Here is a 20,218-nt window from a genome sequence, read left to right on the forward strand (position 1 = left end):
CGATATGTGTGTCAAACCGCTCGACGCGCCTCCAGATGTCATCTTTCTGTTCTCATCCTCTGCAAAAAGACGTAAAAGAGACCGACAAGGCCGCTTTGGGGCGGAAGGCATTTTAGCTCGCAGATGACGCGACGGACGGGCGCAGAGACGGGTCACTTGGACGGAAAACGAGAGATAGATCAAGGAACTAGCAATCGGCGCAAGCTTTTTGTCAAATCCTACGGCTGCCAGATGAATGTCTACGACGCCAGTCGCATGGCGGACGTGCTAGCGCCGGAAGGTTTTGACGAGACAAGCGAAATCGAAGACGCCGACCTCATCATCCTGAACACCTGTCATATTCGCGAACGGGCGAGCGAGAAGATTTTTTCCGAGCTCGGTAAGGTCCGGGTGCTGAAAGAGGAGCGCGCCGCGCAGGGCCGCGAGACGATGATCGCGGTCGCCGGCTGCGTTGCCCAGGCCGAGGGCGCCGAAATCATTCGCCGGCAGCCGGCGGTCGACGTCGTGGTCGGGCCGCAGAGTTATCATCGCCTGCCGGATCTTTTGAGCGAGGCGCGGGAAAAGCGCGCGTTCGGCCGCCGCCCCGGCGTCGTCGACACGGATTTCCCGGTCGAGGACAAGTTCGACGCGCTCACCCAGCCGACGGCGGAGAAAACCCGGGCGCGCGGCGTCTCGGCTTTCGTGACCGTGCAGGAAGGCTGCGACAAATTCTGCACCTTCTGCGTCGTGCCCTACACGCGCGGCGCGGAATTTTCCCGCCCCGTCGACCGTATCCTGAGCGAGGTCGAACGCCTTACCGCCCATGGCGTACGCGAAATCACGCTGCTCGGCCAGAACGTGAATGCCTGGCATGGCATCGGGCCGGACGGCAAGGCCTGGACGCTCGGCCGCCTGCTGCGCCGCCTCAGTGACGTGCCGGGCGTCGCGCGCCTGCGCTACATGACGAGCCATCCGCGCGACATGGATGACGAGCTCATCGCTGCCCATGGCGATCTGCCGCAGCTCATGCCGTTTTTGCACCTGCCGGTGCAGGCGGGATCTGACCGCATTCTCGAGGCGATGAACCGCAGGCACACGGCGCAGGACTATATCGATCTTGTGTGGCGTATCCGTAGCGTCCGGCCCGATATTGCGCTGTCCTCCGACTTCATCGTCGGCTTTCCCGGCGAGACGGAAGCGGAGTTTCAGGCGACGCTCGACCTGATCGAAGAAGTCGGTTTCGCCTCGACCTTCTCGTTCAAATATTCCTCGCGTCCGGGCACGCCGGCGGCCGAGATGGACGGCCACATTCCGCATGAGGTGATGGCCGAGCGTTTAGGCCGCCTGCAGACTTTGGTCGAGGCGCAGCGCCAGGCGTTCAATCAGGAGACGGTCGGCGTCACCACCGAGATGCTGGTCGAAAAGCCCGGCCGCTATAGCGGCCAGATCGGCGGCAAGACGCCTTGGCTGCAAGCGGTGCATGCGGACGGCGACGTCTCGCTCATCGGTCAGGTGGTGCCGGTACGGATCGTGGGATTGAGCAGCAATTCGCTGCTCGGGGAATTGCTCGATAAACCTTTGCAGGAGAGGCGCGCTTGACATTACTGAACGGCGGCACGCGGGACACGAAGCAATCCTTGCCGGCTGACAAAGGCGCCGAAGTGACGCTCGCCTTCGAAGACAACCGGCTCGCCTCTCTGGTATTTGGCCACTACGATCAAAATATCGCGCGCATCGAGCGCCGGCTGAACGTATCGGCCAATGCCAACGGCAATCACGTGGTCATCAAAGGCGCGCCCGAGGCGGTGACACGGGCGCAGAAAGTGTTCGAAATCTTGTACGAGCGTGTGAAACAAGGCCAATCGGCCTCCCCCGGCGATGTCGACGGGATCATCGAGGAAGGCGTGCTGCAAGGCTCGCTCTTCCCCAAGGAGACCGAAGCCAAATCGTTCGGCTTCGATCACATTTCCACGCGCAAGCGTGGGCTCGTGCGGGCGCGCAATCAGGCGCAGGATTACTATCTGCGTGTCATGAAGAAATGCGAAATGGTCTTCGCGGCAGGACCTGCAGGCACCGGCAAGACCTGGCTCGCGGTCGGGCATGCGGTTTCGCTGCTCGAACAAGGCATCGTCGACAAGCTTGTGCTGTCGCGCCCGGCGGTCGAGGCAGGCGAGCGTCTCGGTTTCCTGCCCGGCGACATGAAGGACAAGGTCGATCCGTATTTGCGGCCGATCTATGATGCGCTACATGATTTCATGGACGGCCGTTTTCTCGAACGCGGCATGCAGACCGGCATGATCGAGGTGGCACCGCTCGCCTTCATGCGCGGGCGCACGCTGACCAATGCGGCCATTCTGCTCGACGAGGCGCAGAACGCGACTTCCATGCAGATGAAAATGTTCCTGACCCGCCTTGGCGAAGGCTCGCGCATGATCATCACCGGCGATCCGACGCAAACCGATCTGCCGCCCGGCCAACGCTCGGGCCTGAGTGAGGCGATCCAATTGCTCGGCGGGCTCGAAGGCATCGGTCACGTGGTCTTCAAGGATTCCGATGTGGTGCGGCACGATCTCGTGCGCCGGATCGTCGGCGCTTATGAGGCGGCTGCGCGAAAGGCGAACAGTCAGTCATCATGACACCGGTTGTGGACATCGCTATTGAATCCGACGCCTGGAATGCTCTTGGCGACGAGGAGGCGTTGCTGGCGCTTACCGCCCGTGCGGTTGCGGCGGCCTGCGGCGAGACCAAAGTGAAGCTCAAGAAAGACGCGGAACTCAGTCTGCTCTTCTGCGATGATGCGGAGATCCAGACGCTCAACAAGCAGTGGCGCGGCTTCGACAAGCCGACCAATGTATTGTCGTTTCCGGCTGCGGCCGTGCAGGATCTTGGCAAGGCGCCGATGCTGGGCGATATCGCCATCGCGTTCGAGACCTGTGCACGGGAGGCCAAAGACGAGGCGAAGGCGCTGAGCGATCACGTCACCCATCTCGTCATTCACGGGTTCCTGCATCTCATCGGCTATGACCATATGAGCGAAGACGAAGCGCAGGTGATGGAAGATTTGGAACGGCGGAGTTTGCAGCGTCTTGGCATCGACGATCCCTACCGCGACCTCAGTCTGATCGAGGCACCACGATCATGAGTACGAGTGAGAAGCGCGAGATTTTGGGCGACGGCGAGAACGATGCGGTCGCCGTGGAGCGGCCGACTCTTCTGACCCGGCTCCGGACGATGCTCGGCATCACACATGCATCCGTGCGCGACGATATCGAAGATGCGCTCGAGGAACATACGACCTCGGCGGATATCTCGCAGCAAGAGCGCCTGATGCTCAAGAACGTGCTTAGCCTGCATGATTTGCGGGTCGAGGACGTGATGATCCCGCGCGCCGACATTATCGCGCTCCCCGCCGAGATCAGCTTGGCCGATGCCTTGAGTGCGTTCCGCACCGCAGGCCATTCGCGCTTTCCCGTCTATGGCGACACGCTCGACGATCCGCGCGGCATGGTGCATATCCGCGACTTCATCGATTTTCTTGCCTCGAAAGCCGAAAGCGGTGTGCGTCGCAAACGGCGCGGTAAGGCGGCCGTAGCGGAGGCCGCGCCGGAGGAGCCGGCAAGGCGGCCGGCTTTCGGCATGCTCGATTTTTCGGTGCCGCTTTCCAGCGCGAAAATCCTCCGTCCCGTCCTGTTCGTGCCACCCTCCATGCCGGCGCTCGACCTGCTCGTCAAAATGCAGGCGACGCGCACCCATATGGCGCTGGTGATCGATGAATATGGCGGCACGGACGGCCTCGTTTCGATCGAGGACATCGTCGAAATGATCGTCGGCGATATCGAGGATGAGCACGACGAAGCCGAGACGCTGAACGTGCACGCCGCTCCCGACGGCAGTTTCGTCGTCGATGCGCGCGGCTCGCTGGAAGATGTCTCCAAGGCCGTCGGCACCGATCTCACCAGCATGGCCGACGCCGAGGAAGTGGATACGCTCGGCGGCCTCGTCACGAGTCTCGCCGGACGCGTGCCGGTGCGCGGCGAAATCGTCGCGGCCAAGGACGGACTGGAATTCGAGATCGTCGATGCCGATCCGCGCCGGCTGAAACGCATCCGCATTCATCCGCCGGGATCGGCCAATGCGGCGGTCCAAGCCCGGCGGGCGCGCCGGCGCAATGACGAAACACCCGCCGATCAGCCGGCCGAGGACGCAGGCAATCCGGCCGAAGGCAAGGACATATCAGGCTAGAACAAGCCGCTTATTGTTCTTGCTTGGGCTTCAAGGTGAAGGGCTTCATGAAGAACGCCTGGCCCATCGACGCATGCGAGTCCGACTCGGACGTCCCGCCGGCTTCGTCGATCACATTGGCGGCGACCCATAGACAATCGATCACGCCGGACGGCCGCACGCAAACATAAGGCCCGTGCCGCTGATCCACCGAGACGGTCGAATCGTCGAGAAGCTGGAAACATTCGCCGTTGGTGATCATGCTCTCGAACGCTGCCGGTTTTTTCAGATCGGCATCTTTGCGGCATCCCACCGTCTTGTGTTTGATCGTCGCAGCCTCGGCCGAGGCTGTCAGCAGGGCGGCGCCGGTGCAAAGAACCAGCGCGGAGAGGGTTGTGGCAAATCGCATTACATCTCGCCTTCGCGTCATGAATTGATCGGTAATACCAAAGGTCGCGAGAAGCGACCTTTGGACCGCTCTTCATTTTTCGCTATCGCCTTGAAAAGGCGAAAAATGAAGAAAGGAACCAACGGTCACTCTTCGTGAACGTTGGTATGAGGACCGCATTAGCGGCGAAGAATAACCAAAATGTGGTCGGCGGTCACGTTTTTGCCTTCAACCCGTGGCGTTGCTCGCCTTCCCGCCGCGATGTGTTAAAAGCACACCGATCCTTCATCCGGAAAGCAAAGCCCGCCGTGCAACCCGACAAACGCCTGAAAGCCGCGCAGACCCTCATCACCCATCTCGCCGACCATCTCGATGCCGATCTCTATGTGCGTCTGTGGGACGGTGAGAAGATTCCGCTCGGCACGCGGCCGGAGTCGACGGTCGGCGTTGCCATTCATACGCCAACGGCACTGACCCGGCTCGCGCGCCGTCCGCGGTTCGATACGATCGTCAGCTGCCTCGCCTCCGGCGAAATCGAGATCGAGGGCGGCACCTTGCTCGATCTTGCCGCCAAGCGCGGCGAAATGCAGACGAAAAAACTGTTCAAGCGGCTCAACAAGGCGTTGCTTATCAAAAGCGCCCTGCCCTTCGTCTTCGGTTCGGCGCAGGAGACGGCGCGCCATGATTTCACCGGCAAGATCGCCGACAAGAAAGAGGCCGGACGCGACGACAAGGCGCTGGTGCAATTCCATTACGATCTGTCGAACCATTTCTACGGCCTCTTCCTCGATCCCGAGATGCAATATTCCTGCGCCTATTATCCGCGCTGGGACGCCTCATTGGAGGAGGCGCAGAAGGCCAAGCTCGATATGATCTGCCGCAAGTTGCGGCTGCAGAAGGGCGAGAAATTTCTCGACATTGGCTGCGGCTGGGGCGGCCTCGTGTGCCACGCGGCACAGCATTACGGCGTTGAAGCCTATGGTGTGACGCTCAGCCAGGCACAGCTCGATTTCACCAAAGCCAAGATCGAACGTTTGGGCCTCGCGGATCGCGTGCATGTGGAACTGCGCGATTTTCGCGACATTTCCGGCACATTCGACAAGATCGCGTCGATCGGCATGTTCGAACATGTCGGCATCGACAATCACCAAGCCTATTTTCAAAAGATGCACGATCTCTTGAAACCGCGCGGCTTGTTACTCAACCATGCGATCGCGCGGCCGGCCAAGCGCGACGACAAAAGTTTCCGCAAGCAGAATTCGCAATATCGCGCCATCACAACGTACATTTTCCCCGGCGGCGAACTCGACCATATCGGCATGTCGCTCGCCAATCTCGAGCGCAACCGTTTCGAGGTGCTCGACGTCGAGGCCTGGCGCGAACATTACGCGCGCACCTGCAGATTATGGTGCGAGCGTCTTTACGCGCATCGCGACGCGGCGGCGGCGGAAGTCGGCGACGCGAAATTGCGCATCTGGCTGCTCTATCTCGCCGGCTGTGCGCTCGCCTTCGAACGCGGCGCGGTCGGCATTTTCCAGACGCTGGTGTCGAAAAAGAGCAAAGGCTCCGCTGGCCTGCCGCCGACGCGGGCGGACTGGTATGAGTGAAGCCTGGAGTTTTGTGGAGGCTTGATTGTGGAACCCAAACTGCCGACGGACGAAGAAACAAACACGCTGTTTGATGGTGTAATCAAGCATTTGATGGAAGAGTCTGATTATTCTTCAGATGATGCTTCGTCACTGGCGCGAGAGTACTACAGACTTTTCACAGACTCGAACCATTGCGAATCCATAGGCATACCAGTTCAAAACGATGACTTTTTTTCATCATCAGGGCGAGGAGGATGTAGGTCGCCGGGCGCATTACTATTTGAGATTGAAAGAGAATCCCGATCCAGGCGCTTACAATGAATGGCGTTGGGAACATGAACGGCGACTGAGAGAAGCCGAGCAAAGACAATAATTTGGAATCTGCTCAGTGAATTTTTCTTCAATAGGATAGTTGTCTCGCGTCATTGCGAGGAGCGCAGCGACGAAGCAATCCATCCATTCTTGATAAAAATTTATCCCAAACGGTTCCGTTGCAGTGAATCGCGAAACCATGCGTACGATGTGTCACGAGACATGTTCCAACCCATCGGTTGGGGGATGGCGACTGTGTTTTGCGTCAAGTTTTTTGTGAGGGATTTGGTGTCCAGGGTCGGCGCTCGCGCATCATATGGTTGAGGATGACCAGGAGTTTTCGTGCGATGGCGATGAGAGCGACCTTGGGTGGTTTTCCGGCGTTGCGCATGGCTTCATACTCACTGCGCATTCCGGATTTGGATCGGGTTGCCGCAAGGGCCGCCATATAGAGCGCATTGCGCAGACAGGGGCGTCCGCCCGCAATGTGCGCTTGCCCCTTGTCGAGACCGCTCTGGGTGATCTGGGGCGCGAGGCCGGCGAGGCTAGCCACGGCCCGCCGATCCAGCGTTCCGAGTTCCGGCAGGTCCGCCAGGAGCGTGATGGCCACCGCCGGCCCGACCCCTGGCGCAGTCTGCAGTAGGGCTAGGCGGGCGCCGCCATCGTCGGCCGTCAGGCATGCGGTCAACTCCGCCTCGAGCGCCGCGCGCTGGCTCGTCAGGAAAGCGATCGTCTCTCGATGGTTCTGGGCGATGTCCGCGTCAAAAGCCTGCTTCAGACGGGTCTTTTCCATCGCAATCATCTCGACGATCTGCCGACGGCGTGTCGACAGCGCCTTGATGCGCTGGGCCTGGGGCGTGGGCACGGGGCGGATGATATTTTCCATGCGCAGAGCAAAGCGCGCAATGAGCTTGGCGTCCAGCCGATCCGTTTTGGCCCGACGTCCTTCGGCGGTCCGCCAGGCCCGGATGCGGCGCGGATCCACGAGGCCGACCTCGAAACCGGTATCGGCAAGGGCCCGCACGAGGCGCGCCGCATAGGGGCCGATCGCCTCCAGCACGACGCGCCGCACCTGTCGGCGCGTCAGCCAGGCCAGCAAGGCCTTGATGCCGGCAGGTGCGTTGGCGACCCGGCGAACATGGCCGCACGGTTCAACCGCAACATCCAGAAAATCCCGCCCGGCATCAATCCCGGCGGCGTTCGACAAGACGATCATGAAGCCTCTCCTGTATCCGGACCAGCGCGGTCAAACACGCCGCCCAATCGACTGTTCGGTCACAACAGGAGGCGGGCATGCGCTCGCCATCATCACGGTGTTGCCTGGATTGCTTCCGCGCCACACCCGCCTCACGTCACACCAACGCGTGACGCTCTACAAACATACAGGATTGCTTCGCTTCGCTCGCAATGACGGCAAATGTCTGTGATTGCTTCCGCGCCGGTCATCAACATCACATCAACAGATAGGCCGCTTTCTCGTGTGCCATGCTCCCCAGAAAAGACTAGCAAAGAACCTCCGCGGCTTATCGAAGCCGGCGTCGGACAAAAGCGTCTCCACCTTTTCCTCGGTTTCGGGCGGTACGGCGCCATTCATGATCTTTGCCAGTTTGGCCTCGATTTCGTCCGGTCCCGCCCCATGCATGCGCCACCGATTGCCCCACGCCGCCAGCAGAAGCGGTTCTGACGCATAGGGACGATAATTGCCGGCCAGCACCAGCGGCGCTCCGGGCCGCAGCCGCTCGGAAAGCCGAGCAAGAATGTCCGCTTTGCCGGCCTCCGTCGGAATATGGTGCAGAACCCCGATCATAATGGCCGCATCGAATTCCGGCCGGTTCGGCAGATCGGCGAGTTCACCACGTATGAACGCCACGCGCTCTTGTAGACCGGCTGCCCCAATGTGCCCCTCGGCGAGTGCCAGCATCGGTTCCGATGGGTCGATCGCGAAGAATTTCCACATGGGTTCCAGCCGCGCGGCGGCGATGATTTCGCCGCCCGTTCCACCGGCGCCGACAACCAGCACGCGCGCTTCGCCCATGGAGCGGAGGGAGGCCGACAGGATGCAGGCCGAAAGCTCATGGCAGGCGTCATATCCCGCCAGGGCGATCCGCGCCTGATGTCCATATTCATCGGCCCGGAAACAATCGAATTTCGCGTGGGAACTTTGGGTCATGAGATGTCCAGTTGCTATGCCCTGCAAGGGGATCGAAAATTCATGCCGGAGAGCGTATCGTACTTTAAAGCACGTAGAGGCGCAGTCTTATGATCGAAAATTCTATATCGAAGGAAAAGCATGATCGCCTGTTCGCATTCTTGCGCGCCTTTCCGCTGGTCGCGCGCCCGTGCCCGACGGCGGACGCCGCCAATCTGCTCATCGTTGCCGCCGGAGAAGGAAAAGGTCCCACGCATGCGATTTACCGGCCGCGGGCCGGGATCGTTGTGCCGGCGATGCCCGACGCGCGGAGTCTTGCCGCATCGAGCCTGGAATTCGGCGGCAACAAGAACCCGCTCGTCGGCGTGTTGCCATCCGAGATCGTCTTCGCGCTCAAGGACGATCCGCAGCTCCGCGTTCTGGCGGAACTGATTGTCGCGGAAGAGGCTGTCTCACAGTGCGGGGGTGGCTCTGTCCGAGCGAGATTGAGCGAGATCGTCGTTGTCTACGCCATCCGTCGCGCGATCGCCGACAAGACGGTGAAGGCGGGGCTCATGGCGGGACTCGCGCATCCAGAACTTCATCCTTGCCTTGTCGCCATGCACGACGATCCAGCGCGGGCGTGGCGCATTGAGGATTTGACAGGGATCGCGGGCATGACGCGCGGTCGGTTCATCAGAACCTTCACAGAGACCGTGGGGCAATCGCCTGGCAATTACCTAACCATCTGGCGACTGACCTTGGCGCAGATCTCCCTCAAGGCCGGGAAAAGCGTCAAGGTCGTGGCGGCAGACGTTGGCTTTGGCAGCGCTGCAGCCTTTTCACGCGCCTTCTCACGCCATTTCCAAATCTCGCCAAGCCAGTTCGGAGCTTCTGCGGAAGGCATCGGTCTTCCTGCCGGATGACTCGTCGACGCCGCTATCACATCAGCGGATAGGCCGCTTCCACCACATACGGGCCGCCACCGACCGAATCGCGCGAGGAGAACAGCACGAAGCGTTTGGCTTCGAAGCGCGGCGAGAACAGGAAGCCGCGCGCGCCCAAATAATCGGCGACCGCCATGGGCGAGGTCGTCTTCAGCCGCGCCAGGGTCACGTGGGGCACGAATTTGCGTGGTTCGGGCGGCATGCCGGCTCGGCGCACCGTGCGCTCGACCTCGGCCTGCAAATCCAGAAGCGGCTGCGCCGCTTTGGCTTTCGCGACGATGGCGCGGGGTTTGTCGCCGCCGAAGGAGGCAAGTTCGTCGAGCGTGACGGTGAAGCCCTTGCGCCGGACCCGGCCAAGCTCGGAGAAGATATCGCGGGCCCTGGAATGGTCGATGTCGCCGATGAAGCGGAGGGTGATGTGGTAATTTTCCACATCGATCCAGCGGGCGCCGTAAATCCCGCCCCTTAACATCGCCAACTCCCGTGCAACCTCGTTAGGTACTTCGAGACCGGTGAACAGACGGGGCATGGCGGTGCTCCTTCTTATGCGGCCGGGGCGAAACGAATCACCCAGACACCACTAAATTATAGAGAAAACGCAAATTGTAAAAATCTAAGACAGATCTGTGTCCTTTTCCCCAAGCAAGTTATGTGCCCACAGGCACTTTTCAAGCCCGGCGATGTCGCCAGGAGCGTGGCCTGCATCGGCGTCACAGCGCTTATCGCCAGCTATTTCGCGCGCCGGTCCGATGCGGCGGTCCCTTCTCCCGGCCGCGTGGCGCAGCCGGGAGATGCTTAACCCTTTTTAAGGGCAGGGATTGGTGTGGAGCTGGTGGATGGCGTCGATCCGCGCCTCCAGCTCCGGCGAAATTTCCACGTCGACCGATGCGATGTCGGTTTTGAGCTGCTCCATCGTCGTCGCGCCGATGATGTTGGAATGGACGAAGGGCCGCGAATTCACGAAGGCCACGGCCATTTGCGCCGGATCGAGGCCGAATTCCTTGGCGAGAGCGACATATTTGCCGATCGCCTCTTCCGCGCCGGGCTTCTCGTACCGTTGGCCGCGGTTGAACAAAGTCGAGCGCGCCCCGGCCGGCCGCGCGCCGTTGAGGTATTTGCCGGTCAGGTAGCCCTGCGCCAGGGGCGAATAAGCGAGCAGGCCGACATCCTCGCGTAGCGTGACCTCGGCCAGGCCCTGCTCATAGGTGCGGTTGATCAAATTGTAGGCATTCTGGACGCTCTGCACCCGTGGCAGGCGGCGGGTTTCCGATTCGTGCAGGAAGCGCATCGTGCCCCAGGACGTCTCGTTGGAGAGGCCGATGAAGCGCACCTTGCCGGCTTTCACGAACCCGTCCAGCGTCGCCAGAATTTCATGAATCGGGTTTTCGTCCGGCTCGATCGTGCCGCGGAACGTATTGTCATGGGCACCGAATCGGCTGGTCGGCCGGTCGGGCCAGTGCAACTGATAGAGATCGATGTAATCGGTCTGCAGCCGCTTCAGCGAGCTTTCCAGCGCCTCGGTTATCTGGGCCTTCGACAATTGCGAGGGCGCGCCGTCCTGGCGCATCCAGCCCATGTCGCTGCGGCCGGCGACCTTGCTGGCCAGGATGATCTGGTCCCGGTTTTTGCGCGCCTTGAACCAATTGCCGATGATCCGCTCGGTCGAGCCTTGCGTCTCGGGCCGCGGCGGAATCGAATACATTTCCGCGGTGTCGAAGAAATTGATGCCGCGGCTGACCGCGTAATCCATCTGCTCAAAGCCTTCGGCCTCGGTGTTCTGCTGGCCCCAGGTCATCGTGCCGAGGCAGATCAGCGAGACATCAAGACCAGTACGGCCAAGCTTGCGCTTTTCCATGATTACTCCGTTGTTTTTCAAGAAGTTGATTAGGGCGAAATGCTTTGCAGAAGCGTTTCCACGGACGGGAGAATGCGGGCCACGATGATTTCGACGCCTTTGCCGGTCGGATGCATCCCGTCGGGCTGGTTGAGCTTCGGGTCGCCCGCAACGCCGTCGAGAAAGAACGGATAGAGCGGCAGCTTATAGGTCATGGCGAGGTCGGGATAAAGTCCGTCGAATGCCCGCCCATAATCCGCGCCCAGGGTCGGATTGGCGCGCATGCCGGCGATCAGCACCTTGATATGCCGGTCGCTCAATTTTGTGACGATCCTGTCGAGGGTCTTGCGCGTGCCGGCCGGATCCTGGCCGCGCAGCATGTCGTTGGCGCCGAGTTCCAGGATGACCGCGTCGGTGCCGTCAGGCACCGACCAGTCGAGCCGCGCGAGGCCATCGGCCGCGGTGTCGCCGGAAACACCGGCATTGGCGATCTCCACGTCCCATCCCTTCGCCCGCAGCGCCTTTTGCAGCACGCTCGGGAAAGACTGATCTTGCGGCAGCCCCAGGCCGGCTGTGAGACTGTCGCCGAGCGCGACCACATGCAGGGTGCGGGCCGAAGCGGAGGGCGCAAAAGCCATCAAGCCGACACTAAGCGCGCACAGAAAAGCGATGATTGCGGGCAAGGCTTGGAGAAATGCAGCGCGGTGACCATATTGGGCTTTCGCGCAAGTCGACGCGCGCAGACGGAACGGCATGAATGACTCAAGGTGTGATTGAACTGAAAGATATTCACCTAAGTCTGGGGCGCGGGGCGTCCCGTGTCCATATCCTGAAAGGAATTTCATTATCGATCGCGCGCGGCGAGGCGGCGGGTTTCGTCGGGCCGTCGGGCTCCGGCAAATCGACCTTGCTGATGGCCCTAGCGGGGCTGGAGCGGCCGGATTCCGGCTCCATTCTGGTCGACGGCCAGCCGATGGAGCGGCTCGACGAGGATGCCTTGGCCCGCTTCCGCGGCCAGAAAATCGGCATCATTTTCCAGTCCTTCCACCTCATCCCGACCATGACGGCCCTCGAAAACGTGGCGATTCCGCTGGAGCTTGCCGGCCGCGCCGATGCGTTCACCCGCGCGGCGGAAGAGCTGCAATTGGTCGGCCTCAGCGAGCGTCTGTCGCATTATCCCGCGCAACTTTCGGGTGGCGAGCAGCAGCGCGTCGCGATCGCCCGGGCTTTGGCGCCGGGCCCGGCCATCCTGGTGGCCGACGAGCCGACCGGCAATCTCGACGAGGCCAACGGCACGGCGATCGCCGATCTGTTGTTTGCGCTCAGGCGCGAGCGCGGAACGACGCTCGTCCTCGTCACCCACGACAATGCCCTCGCCGCGCGCTGCGACCGCACGATCCGGCTGCGCTCGGGCCGGGTTGAGGATGTGCGGATGAATGCGGCGTCCCTCGCGGTTGCGGCCCAGTAGGGATTTTCAAATGCTGCTCCCCTACATTGTCCGCCTCGCCTTTCGCGATTTGCGCGGCGGCATTCGCGGCTTCGGGATCTTCCTCGCCTGTATCGCGCTCGGCGTCGCAGCGATCAGCGGCGTGAACTCGGTGTCGCGCGCACTCGTCGATGGCCTCGCGCGCGAGGGCGGCAAGATCCTCGGCGGCGATGCCTCCTTCAGCCTGATCCACCAAACCCTCTCGCCCGAAGAACAGGCGTTTCTGCAAGCGCACGGCAGCCTTTCCACCGTCGCGACCCTGCGCGCCATGGCCCGCATGCCGGGCGATAACGCGCCGCCGCCGACCTTGATCGATTTGAAGGCGGTGGATGCAGCATATCCGACGCGCGGCGCGGTGGAACTCGACCCGCCGATGCCGATCGGGCAGGCACTTGCCGGCAACGGCATTGCGGTCGATCGCGCTTTGGTGGTGCGGCTCAATGCGAAGGTTGGCGACACGCTGCTGATCGGTAATACGTCGCTGCAAATTCGCGCTGTTCTGGTGTCGGAGCCCGACAAGCTCGCCGCCGGCATTTCGCTCGGGCCGCGCGTGTTGATGGGTACCGATAATCTCGCCGCGACCGGCCTGATCCAGCCGGGCGCCCTGGTGCGCTGGACGACCCGTGTTTTGCTGCATGATCCCAACGGTCCGGCGAGTGATGCGCAAGTCGCGCAATTCGTCGCCGATGCCAACAAGGCCTTTCCGGAGGCCGGCTGGCAGGTGCGCACGCGCGACAATGTCTCGCCGGAATTTTCCAAAGACATTGCGCGCTTCACGCAATTTCTCACCCTCGTCGGTCTGACGTCGCTCGTGGTCGGGGGCGTTGGTGTTGCCAATGCGGTGCGGCTCTATGTCGACCGCAAACGCGCGACCCTCGCGACCCTGAAATCCTTCGGCGCGACCGGCGGCACGGTGTTCGCCATCGCGCTGGCGCAGGTCATGCTGATCGCGTGCCTTGGCGTCGTCATCGGTCTCGTCATCGGCGCTTTGTTGCCGTTTGGCCTGTCTGCGGCGTTCGGCGCGCTCATCCCGGTGCCGTTCATTCCGGCGGTCTATCCGCAGGAACTGGTGCTCGGCGCGGTGTACGGGCTCCTTACAGCGCTGGTCTTTTCGCTTGGGCCCCTCGGCCAGGCGCATGACGTGCCTGTCTCGGCGCTGTTTCGCGACACGGTCGATCACAGCAGCGCCTGGCCGCGCCGGCGCTATCTCGCGATGCTTGCCGCCGCGGCTCTCGCCCTGGCCGGCACGGCGCTTGCCTTTTCGACCGACCGGCATCTCGCGCTGATCTATATTGGCGCGGCCTTTGCCGCCTATGTGTTGCTGCGCTTCGTCGCACTCGGGCTGATGGCGCTGGCGCGCCGCGTCCCGCGTGTGGCGCATCCCGGCTTGCGGCTCGCTTTGGGCAATATTCACCGTCCCGGCGCGCTGACGCCCTCGGTCGTACTCTCGCTCGGGCTTGGCCTCGCGCTGCTGGTCACGCTGACCTTGATCGACCGCAACATCACCGATGCGCTGTCGCACGCGATGCCCGGCAAGACGCCGAGCTTCTTCTTTCTCGATATTCAAAGCAGCGAGAAACCGGCTTTCGACGCCTTCATGAAAGATCACGTTGCGGCCGCGGCTCATCTGGAAGAAGTGCCGATGATGCGCGGCCGTCTCGTCAAGCTCAACGGCACGGATGTCGAAAAAGCGCGGCCGAGCGACAATGCGGCCTGGGTGCTCGAGGGCGACCGCGGCATCACCTATGCCGACAAAGTGCCGGAGGGCTCGAAACTCACAGGCGGCACCTGGTGGGCGGCGGATTACAGCGGCCCGCCGCTCGTCTCGATGGAAAAACAGATCGCCGACGGGCTCGGGTTGAAGATCGGCGACAACGTGACTGTGAATGTGCTTGGCCGCAATGTCACCGCCGAAATCGCCAATTTGCGCGAGGTGAACTGGCGCAGCTTCGGCATCAATTTCGTTTTCGTCTTCTCGCCCAACACGTTCGCCGGTGCGCCGCATACGCTTCTCGCGACCATCACCTACCCGCCGCAGACGAAGGATGCGGACGAGCTGAAATTGCTCAAGGATGTGAGCGACGCCTTCCCTTCCATCACTTCGGTCCGGGTGCATGACGTGCTCGAAACGGTGCTGAAAGAAACCCGAGAGCTCGCCTATGCCATTCGCGGCGCCTCCTCGATCGCTCTGCTCACCTCCATGCTGGTTCTGGCGGGAGCGCTCGCGGCGGGCCAGCGGGCGCGTATTCACGACACGGTGGTGCTGAAAACCCTGGGCGCGACCCGGGCCAGGCTGCTCGGCGCCTATCTCATCGAATATGTGCTTTTGGGGCTGGTGACGGCGCTGTTCGGCGTGCTGGCCGGCATTCTGGCGGCCTGGGGCATTGCAGAGCGGATCATGAAGCTCGATTTTGTATTGTTCCTCGGCCCGGCCTTCGCCGCCGTCCTTATCGCCTTGGGCGTGACGATCGTGCTGGGCCTTCTCGGCACTTGGCGAATCCTGGGGCTGAAGCCGGCGCCTTACCTCCGCGATTTGTGATCGAACGGCAGCCTTGCCGGCCCCGGTCCCGGAGCAATTCGGCCCTTGTTTTGCCACCGCAACCGCTCATATTATGGGGCGTGGGCCTCTCGGAGGCCATAACAGAAGGAATGTTCCATGTCGGACTTCGACCGCTATTCGACCCCGCGTTACGGGTCGACCACGCAGGCCGGCGTCACAATCGACCAGGGCCTGCGCACCTATATGCTCGGCGTGTACAATTACATGACGCTGGGATTGGCTATCACGGGTGTGGTTGCCTATGCGTTGTTTGCCATGGCGACGAGCGCCGTTCCGGTGGAAGGCGCGGTCGCCTTTCACGGTCTCTACATTACCCCATTCGGCATTACCCTGTTCGCCTCGCCGCTGAAATATGTGGTGATGCTGCTGCCGCTCGGCATCGTCTTCTACATGTCGATGGGCATGAACCGGATGTCGGCACAGGCGGCTAAGATCGCGTTCTTCGTGTTCGCCGCAGCCATGGGCGCGTCGCTGTCCTCGATCCTGTTGGTTTACACGGCGGTGTCGATCACCAACGCCTTGCTGTCCACGACGGCGGCCTTCGCCGGCTTGAGCATCTACGGCTATACGACCCGCCGCGACCTGAGCGCCATGGGCTCGTTCATGGTCATGGGCCTATTCGGCCTCGTCATTGCGTCGCTGATCAACATCTTCATGCAAAGCAGCGGCCTGCAATTGGCGCTGTCCTATCTGGCGGTCGTGATTTTCGCGGGCCTGACGGCATGGGATACGCAGAAGATCAAGGCCATGTACTATGAAGGCGACGGCTACGAGGTCGTCACGAAGAAATCGATCTTCGGCGCACTGGCGCTTTATCTCGACTTCATCAACCTGTTCGTCGCCCTGCTGCGCATCTTCGGCGACCGCCGCAATTGATCGCGTAAACGTCTTAGAGACACCAGAAAGCCCGCCATCGGCGGGCTTTTTATTTGGGGGCGATATCGGCAGCCCAACCCATCCCGCGCGTTTGCCATGACGATTTGACACTCTCGGTTGCAGCGAAAGTAATATAGTCTTGCTGCAAAGAGCGCTTTGAAGAGGGCCGCATGGAACAGCTCGTCTCGCCCAATCAATCGCCCCTCTACCAGGACCGCAACTTCTTCGACGACAATTGCGCGCTGCGCGAGCAGGTCGGCGCCGCGGGTGTCGATGCGGCCAAGGCCGATCTTTCACGTTTCGGCGCGGCTTATGGCGCCGCGGCGATGCTCGATCACGGCCGGCTCGCCAATATCTATCCGCCCGTGCTGCACATTCTCGATCAGCGCGGCGAGCGGCGTGACGAGGTGTCGTTTCATCCCTCCTATCACGTGCTGATGGCGTCGAGCATCGCAGCGGGATTGCATTGCTCGGCCTGGGACGGCGCGGACGGCGCGGCTGCCCATGCCACGCGCGCGGCGCGCCTCTTCATGGCGACGCAGACCGAGAGCGGGCACATGTGCCCCACCACCATGACCAATGCGAGCGTCGCCGCCCTGCGCAGCGAACCGGAGATCGCGCGCAACTGGCTGCCAAAGATTTGCGGCCGCGCCTATGACCCGGCGCTGCGGCCCTGGTGGGAGAAGGGCGCGGTGACGCTCGGCATGGGCATGACCGAGCGGCAGGGCGGCACCGATGTGCGCAGCAATGTGACGAGCGCGGCGCGGCACGGCGATTTTTACGAAATCACCGGCGCGAAATGGTTCATGTCGGCGCCGATGTGTGACGCTTTTCTCGTTCTGGCGCAGGCGCCGGGCGGCCTGAGCTGCTTTTTGGTGCCGCGCTTCCGGCCCGACGGCGCGAGAAACGCGGTGCATTTCGTGCGGCTCAAGGACAAGCTCGGTAACAAATCGAACGCGTCGTCGGAAGTGGAATTTCACGGCGCCTATGCGCAGCGGCTCGGCGCCGAAGGCGAGGGCATCAGGACCATTCTCGAGATGGTGCAATTGACCCGGCTCGATTGCCTCGTCTCCTCCGCCGGCCTGATGCGCTCCGGCGTCGCGCAGGCCGCACACCATGCCCGGCATCGGTTCGCGTTTCAGAAACGGCTGATCGATCAGCCCTTGATGCGCAGCGTGCTCGCCGATCTCGCGCTCGAGGTTGAGGCGGCGACCGCCCTGTCTTTACGCGTCGCGACCGCCTTCGATCGGGCCGGTACAGACCCGCAAGAAGCCGCTTATGCCCGCCTGATCACGCCGGCCGCGAAATTCGCGGTTTGCAAGGCCGCGCCGCATTTCCTCTACGAGGCGATGGAGTGCTTGGGCGGCAACGGTTACACGGAGGACTGGCCTCTCGCCCGCCTCTACCGCGAGGCCCCGGTCAATGCGATCTGGGAAGGCTCCGGCAACGTGATGGCGCTCGACGTGTTGCGCGCCCTTGCTAAAGCACCCGACGCCGCGCGAGAACTAGTGAAGAGTTTGCAAGAGGCGTGCGGCTTGGAGCAAGCCCTCCCCTTCAACCCCGCCAACGAGGCCCATGCCCGCGCGATTTGCGATTACCTCGCCAAGCTCGCGGCAGCAGCGGCGCTGGCGCGGAGACGGCCGGATTTGGCGGACGCCTATGTGCAAACGCGGCTGATCAACCCCGTCGGCATGCAGTACGGCGCTCGCGATCTTTCGCAACGGGAGGGGAAATTGATTGAGCGGATTTTGCCGTAGGCCGACAGGCAAAGCTGAAGCGAACCCTATTTTACGGCCGTATCCGTAGGAATATCATTACGCGGTCTGGAATTTTGGTATTGCAATGGCATTCTCATAGTCATGGATCCACGCGAGAAATGCGAAAAGTCGAGTGGATTGCTGGCATCATTAGGATGAATGCTCCCGGGAGGTATCACTACGGGAGAAGAATGCGGACCCTGAAAAAGGCGGAAAATCGCCAACGCAATAAGGAAAGCCAAACCGCCGAAGCGCCGAAGCGCCCACGGCGGCGCTTTGCGGTTTGTTTTTCCGTTTCCGCATCACTTACGTCACGCATCCCAATCTTCTCTCGGTAGCCTTCATGCCATAAAGTCGATCCTAAAACCGCTCCGGCCACTTCCGGGCGCCGTGATAAACTCTAAGCACCTGTATCGTCTCGTTCCGCACGCGATAAGGCACGATATAGGGCAACCGTGGAATTACAAGTTCCCGCGTGCCTGAAACACGACCAGGTCGGCCGATTTCTGGATTGCTCGGCAGCATCTTCGTGACGGCATCGACAATCGCGATTGCCACGCGCCGTGCCGCATGCGGATTGTCCTGCGCGATATAGGTCCGCAATTGCTCAATATCGTCCAAAGCTTCGTCGGACCAGACGATGTTCATGCTTTACCGGGCTTTGGCCGAGCGATTTCGGCAGGCGTGTCCCAGGACTCGATCCAGGCTCGGACATCGCCATCGCGCACCCCGCCGTTCGCGTCCAGGGATTCAATTGCCTTTTGAATGCCTGCGATCTGCCACTCATTATCGGCGAGATAATCGTTGATGGCTTCGGCGGCGAGAAACGATCGGCTGCGGCCGGTGCTTTTGGCGAGCGCCTCCAGCCGCTTCTTGGCGGCAATATCGAGCCGGACGGAAAAGACGGAAGAAGACATGCGGCATCCTGTATGATAATGTATACATTCTAGTACAAAGGCGATCTGATACAAGCATGAATTCTCGAAGAACCGGCGTGGACGCAGCCGGACTTGGCGAAAGCTTATGTGCAGACGCGGCTGAAATATACGGTCGGAGCGCAATATGGCACGCGCGATCTGTCGTCGTGGCAGGAGGATTTGGTGGGGCGGATTTTGCCGTAGAGCCTATTGCGTGCGGCCCAATGTTCCGATGTGAATAGCCTCTTTGGCTTCCACCACATCCTCGAGCCGGTCGGGCTCGCCGCCGCCCATGCCTTCATCGTCCGCACGCTGCAACGACCAGGCGATGATTTCCATTTCATCCAGGACTTTTTTCTTTTGCAGGTGGGACAGGTGTTCATCCCGCGCCACATCCATCGGGCGCATGGAACCGGCAAGCGGGCGGACGTTGCGCGTCCTTCCGGACGACGATGCAATTCGTTTGTTCAGCATGCCCATGGCAACCTCCTTCGAATGAGGCGGGACACCGAGCCTTCACTGCAAATTGTCGGCAGCGTCCAAAATCCGTCTCGATCAATGCCTTTCCAACGCCGTCAGCATCGGCTGCCAGCGCGTGACAAAACCAAGTCGGTTGTAAAGCGCGATTGCGCCAAAATTATCGGCGAGGACATGCAGGAAAGGGATTTCGTTCCGCGCCAGGATCGCGCGTACGACCTCGCGCATGAGCCCAGCCGCATAGCCGCGTCCACGATGATCGGGATGGGTGCAGACGCCGCTGACCTCAGTAAAAGGCCCCGGCTTCATGCGCTCGCCCGCCAATGGGCACCAGCGCGGCAAGATCGCGGAAGCTCTCGGGCGTGCCCTCGGCGCTCGCCGCAAAAACGCCGAAAGCCGGATGATAACGCCGGATGCCGCCAGCCTCTTGCGCAAAACCCGTCTGCCGGGTGGTCAAAGCGGTCCAGATCGGGCGATCGAGAGGATGGTTCATATGCTCGGTTCCTGAAAGCGGCGTGTGGGTGGAGATGTGGCAAGAGAATCGTCCGTCAACCCCGCGGCGGGAGGATCACTCCGTTCCCTTTTCCGGCCCCAAACCCGATATTCTGCTTGCCCGGACGCCCGCCAGTCTGCTAAGGAACCGCCTCTTCCAGGAGGCTGAACCTTCAGCTTTTCGGGGGAAAATGTCCGTTTCGCTCCGGCCAGCGTCGGCCCGCCGTCAGGCGGTGGCTTGCTGCAACGCCAGCT

Annotated in this window: 21 protein-coding genes; 10 read left to right on the plus strand and 11 right to left on the minus strand. The window is 61.6% G+C overall.

Going from position 1 to position 20,218, the window contains the following annotated elements; genetic code table 11:
• The first annotated feature begins 231 nt into the window (after nucleotides 1-231).
• From miaB to V9T28_RS21120, 4 genes are read left to right on the plus strand one after another with little or no spacing between them, the layout of a single operon-like run.
• The gene (gene miaB / locus V9T28_RS21105; protein ID WP_245424172.1) at nucleotides 232-1,578 is read left to right on the plus strand and encodes a tRNA (N6-isopentenyl adenosine(37)-C2)-methylthiotransferase MiaB; all 1,347 of its coding nucleotides are present in this window, start codon (nucleotides 232-234) and stop codon (nucleotides 1,576-1,578) included.
• Nucleotides 1,579-1,583: 5 nt separating this feature from the next.
• On the plus strand, nucleotides 1,584-2,615 hold the full coding sequence (locus V9T28_RS21110) for a PhoH family protein (RefSeq protein WP_116401944.1): 1,032 nt from the start codon (nucleotides 1,584-1,586) through the stop codon (nucleotides 2,613-2,615).
• Between the two features lie 8 nt (nucleotides 2,616-2,623).
• A complete protein-coding gene (ybeY, locus tag V9T28_RS21115; protein WP_245424173.1) occupies nucleotides 2,624-3,121 on the plus strand; it encodes an rRNA maturation RNase YbeY in 498 nt (165 codons plus the stop codon).
• Complete coding sequence (locus V9T28_RS21120; protein WP_116401924.1) at nucleotides 3,118-4,221, plus strand: hemolysin family protein; 1,104 nt, start codon at nucleotides 3,118-3,120, stop codon at nucleotides 4,219-4,221. The genes ybeY and V9T28_RS21120 overlap by 4 nt, the downstream gene beginning before the upstream one ends.
• A 10-nt stretch (nucleotides 4,222-4,231) precedes the next feature.
• Here V9T28_RS21120 and V9T28_RS21125 read toward each other — a convergent pair whose 3' ends face one another.
• Complete coding sequence (locus V9T28_RS21125; protein WP_116401925.1) at nucleotides 4,232-4,609, minus strand: hypothetical protein; 378 nt, start codon at nucleotides 4,607-4,609, stop codon at nucleotides 4,232-4,234.
• Between the two features lie 287 nt (nucleotides 4,610-4,896).
• On the opposite strand from V9T28_RS21125, the gene V9T28_RS21130 reads away from it, so the two are divergent.
• Nucleotides 4,897-6,195, plus strand: a complete 1,299-nt coding sequence (locus tag V9T28_RS21130; RefSeq protein ID WP_245424174.1) for an SAM-dependent methyltransferase — start codon at nucleotides 4,897-4,899, stop codon at nucleotides 6,193-6,195.
• Between the two features lie 559 nt (nucleotides 6,196-6,754).
• Here V9T28_RS21130 and V9T28_RS21135 read toward each other — a convergent pair.
• Both V9T28_RS21135 and V9T28_RS21140 read right to left on the minus strand, forming a co-directional pair.
• Nucleotides 6,755-7,705, minus strand: coding sequence for an IS110 family transposase (locus V9T28_RS21135; RefSeq protein WP_116401927.1), 951 nt, complete (start codon nucleotides 7,703-7,705; stop codon nucleotides 6,755-6,757).
• A gap of 240 nt (nucleotides 7,706-7,945) precedes the next feature.
• Nucleotides 7,946-8,659, minus strand: a complete 714-nt coding sequence (locus tag V9T28_RS21140) for a class I SAM-dependent methyltransferase (protein ID WP_116401098.1) — start codon at nucleotides 8,657-8,659, stop codon at nucleotides 7,946-7,948.
• Nucleotides 8,660-8,748: 89 nt separating this feature from the next.
• Here V9T28_RS21140 and V9T28_RS21145 point away from each other — a divergent pair, with 89 nt between their 5' ends.
• Nucleotides 8,749-9,543, plus strand: coding sequence for a helix-turn-helix transcriptional regulator (locus V9T28_RS21145; protein ID WP_116401099.1), 795 nt, complete (start codon nucleotides 8,749-8,751; stop codon nucleotides 9,541-9,543).
• A gap of 16 nt (nucleotides 9,544-9,559) precedes the next feature.
• On the opposite strand, the gene thpR is transcribed toward V9T28_RS21145, so the two are convergent.
• The 3 genes from thpR to V9T28_RS21160 form a co-directional block, all read right to left on the minus strand.
• Nucleotides 9,560-10,093 (minus strand): RNA 2',3'-cyclic phosphodiesterase, encoded by a 534-nt coding sequence (thpR, locus tag V9T28_RS21150; protein WP_116401100.1) that lies wholly within the window; start codon nucleotides 10,091-10,093, stop codon nucleotides 9,560-9,562.
• A gap of 276 nt (nucleotides 10,094-10,369) precedes the next feature.
• Nucleotides 10,370-11,419, minus strand: coding sequence for an NADP(H)-dependent aldo-keto reductase (locus V9T28_RS21155; RefSeq protein WP_116401101.1), 1,050 nt, complete (start codon nucleotides 11,417-11,419; stop codon nucleotides 10,370-10,372).
• 29 nt (nucleotides 11,420-11,448) lie between these two features.
• Entirely contained in the window at nucleotides 11,449-12,036 is a 588-nt protein-coding gene (locus V9T28_RS21160) for an arylesterase (protein ID WP_116401360.1), read from the minus strand.
• A 119-nt stretch (nucleotides 12,037-12,155) separates the two neighbouring features.
• Here V9T28_RS21160 and V9T28_RS21165 point away from each other — a divergent pair, with 119 nt between their 5' ends.
• The 4 genes from V9T28_RS21165 (at nucleotide 12,156) to V9T28_RS21180 (ending at nucleotide 18,077) form a co-directional block, all read left to right on the plus strand.
• Nucleotides 12,156-12,866 carry an ABC transporter ATP-binding protein gene (locus tag V9T28_RS21165; RefSeq protein WP_116401102.1) on the plus strand — a complete coding sequence of 237 codons (711 nt, stop codon included), beginning with the start codon at nucleotides 12,156-12,158 and terminating at the stop codon, nucleotides 12,864-12,866.
• Nucleotides 12,867-12,876: 10 nt separating this feature from the next.
• A complete protein-coding gene (locus V9T28_RS21170; RefSeq protein WP_116401103.1) occupies nucleotides 12,877-15,423 on the plus strand; it encodes an ABC transporter permease in 2,547 nt (848 codons plus the stop codon).
• A 117-nt stretch (nucleotides 15,424-15,540) separates the two neighbouring features.
• The gene (locus V9T28_RS21175; RefSeq protein WP_116401104.1) at nucleotides 15,541-16,320 is read left to right on the plus strand and encodes a Bax inhibitor-1/YccA family protein; all 780 of its coding nucleotides are present in this window, start codon (nucleotides 15,541-15,543) and stop codon (nucleotides 16,318-16,320) included.
• 170 nt (nucleotides 16,321-16,490) lie between these two features.
• The gene (locus V9T28_RS21180; protein WP_116401105.1) at nucleotides 16,491-18,077 is read left to right on the plus strand and encodes an acyl-CoA dehydrogenase family protein; all 1,587 of its coding nucleotides are present in this window, start codon (nucleotides 16,491-16,493) and stop codon (nucleotides 18,075-18,077) included.
• A 360-nt stretch (nucleotides 18,078-18,437) separates the two neighbouring features.
• On the opposite strand, the gene V9T28_RS21185 is transcribed toward V9T28_RS21180, so the two are convergent.
• The 5 genes from V9T28_RS21185 to V9T28_RS21205 all read right to left on the minus strand — a co-directional run bounded on the left by V9T28_RS21185 (nucleotide 18,438) and on the right by V9T28_RS21205 (nucleotide 19,964).
• Nucleotides 18,438-18,725: a type II toxin-antitoxin system RelE/ParE family toxin gene (locus tag V9T28_RS21185; RefSeq protein ID WP_116401106.1), complete on the minus strand. Its 288-nt coding sequence runs from the start codon at nucleotides 18,723-18,725 to the stop codon at nucleotides 18,438-18,440.
• Nucleotides 18,722-18,994 (minus strand): CopG family ribbon-helix-helix protein, encoded by a 273-nt coding sequence (locus V9T28_RS21190; RefSeq protein WP_116401107.1) that lies wholly within the window; start codon nucleotides 18,992-18,994, stop codon nucleotides 18,722-18,724. Before V9T28_RS21190 ends, V9T28_RS21185 begins: the two co-directional genes overlap by 4 nt.
• 207 nt (nucleotides 18,995-19,201) lie before the next feature.
• Nucleotides 19,202-19,474: a hypothetical protein gene (locus V9T28_RS21195; protein ID WP_116401108.1), complete on the minus strand. Its 273-nt coding sequence runs from the start codon at nucleotides 19,472-19,474 to the stop codon at nucleotides 19,202-19,204.
• A gap of 75 nt (nucleotides 19,475-19,549) precedes the next feature.
• A complete protein-coding gene (locus V9T28_RS21200; protein ID WP_116401109.1) occupies nucleotides 19,550-19,780 on the minus strand; it encodes a GNAT family N-acetyltransferase in 231 nt (76 codons plus the stop codon).
• Nucleotides 19,758-19,964, minus strand: a complete 207-nt coding sequence (locus V9T28_RS21205) for a hypothetical protein (protein WP_116401110.1) — start codon at nucleotides 19,962-19,964, stop codon at nucleotides 19,758-19,760. The genes V9T28_RS21200 and V9T28_RS21205 overlap by 23 nt, the downstream gene beginning before the upstream one ends.
• Nucleotides 19,965-20,218 lie beyond the last annotated feature (254 nt).

This window comes from Methylovirgula sp. 4M-Z18, assembly GCF_037890675.1.
In the GTDB taxonomy this organism is placed as follows: Bacteria; Pseudomonadota; Alphaproteobacteria; order Rhizobiales; family Beijerinckiaceae; genus 4M-Z18.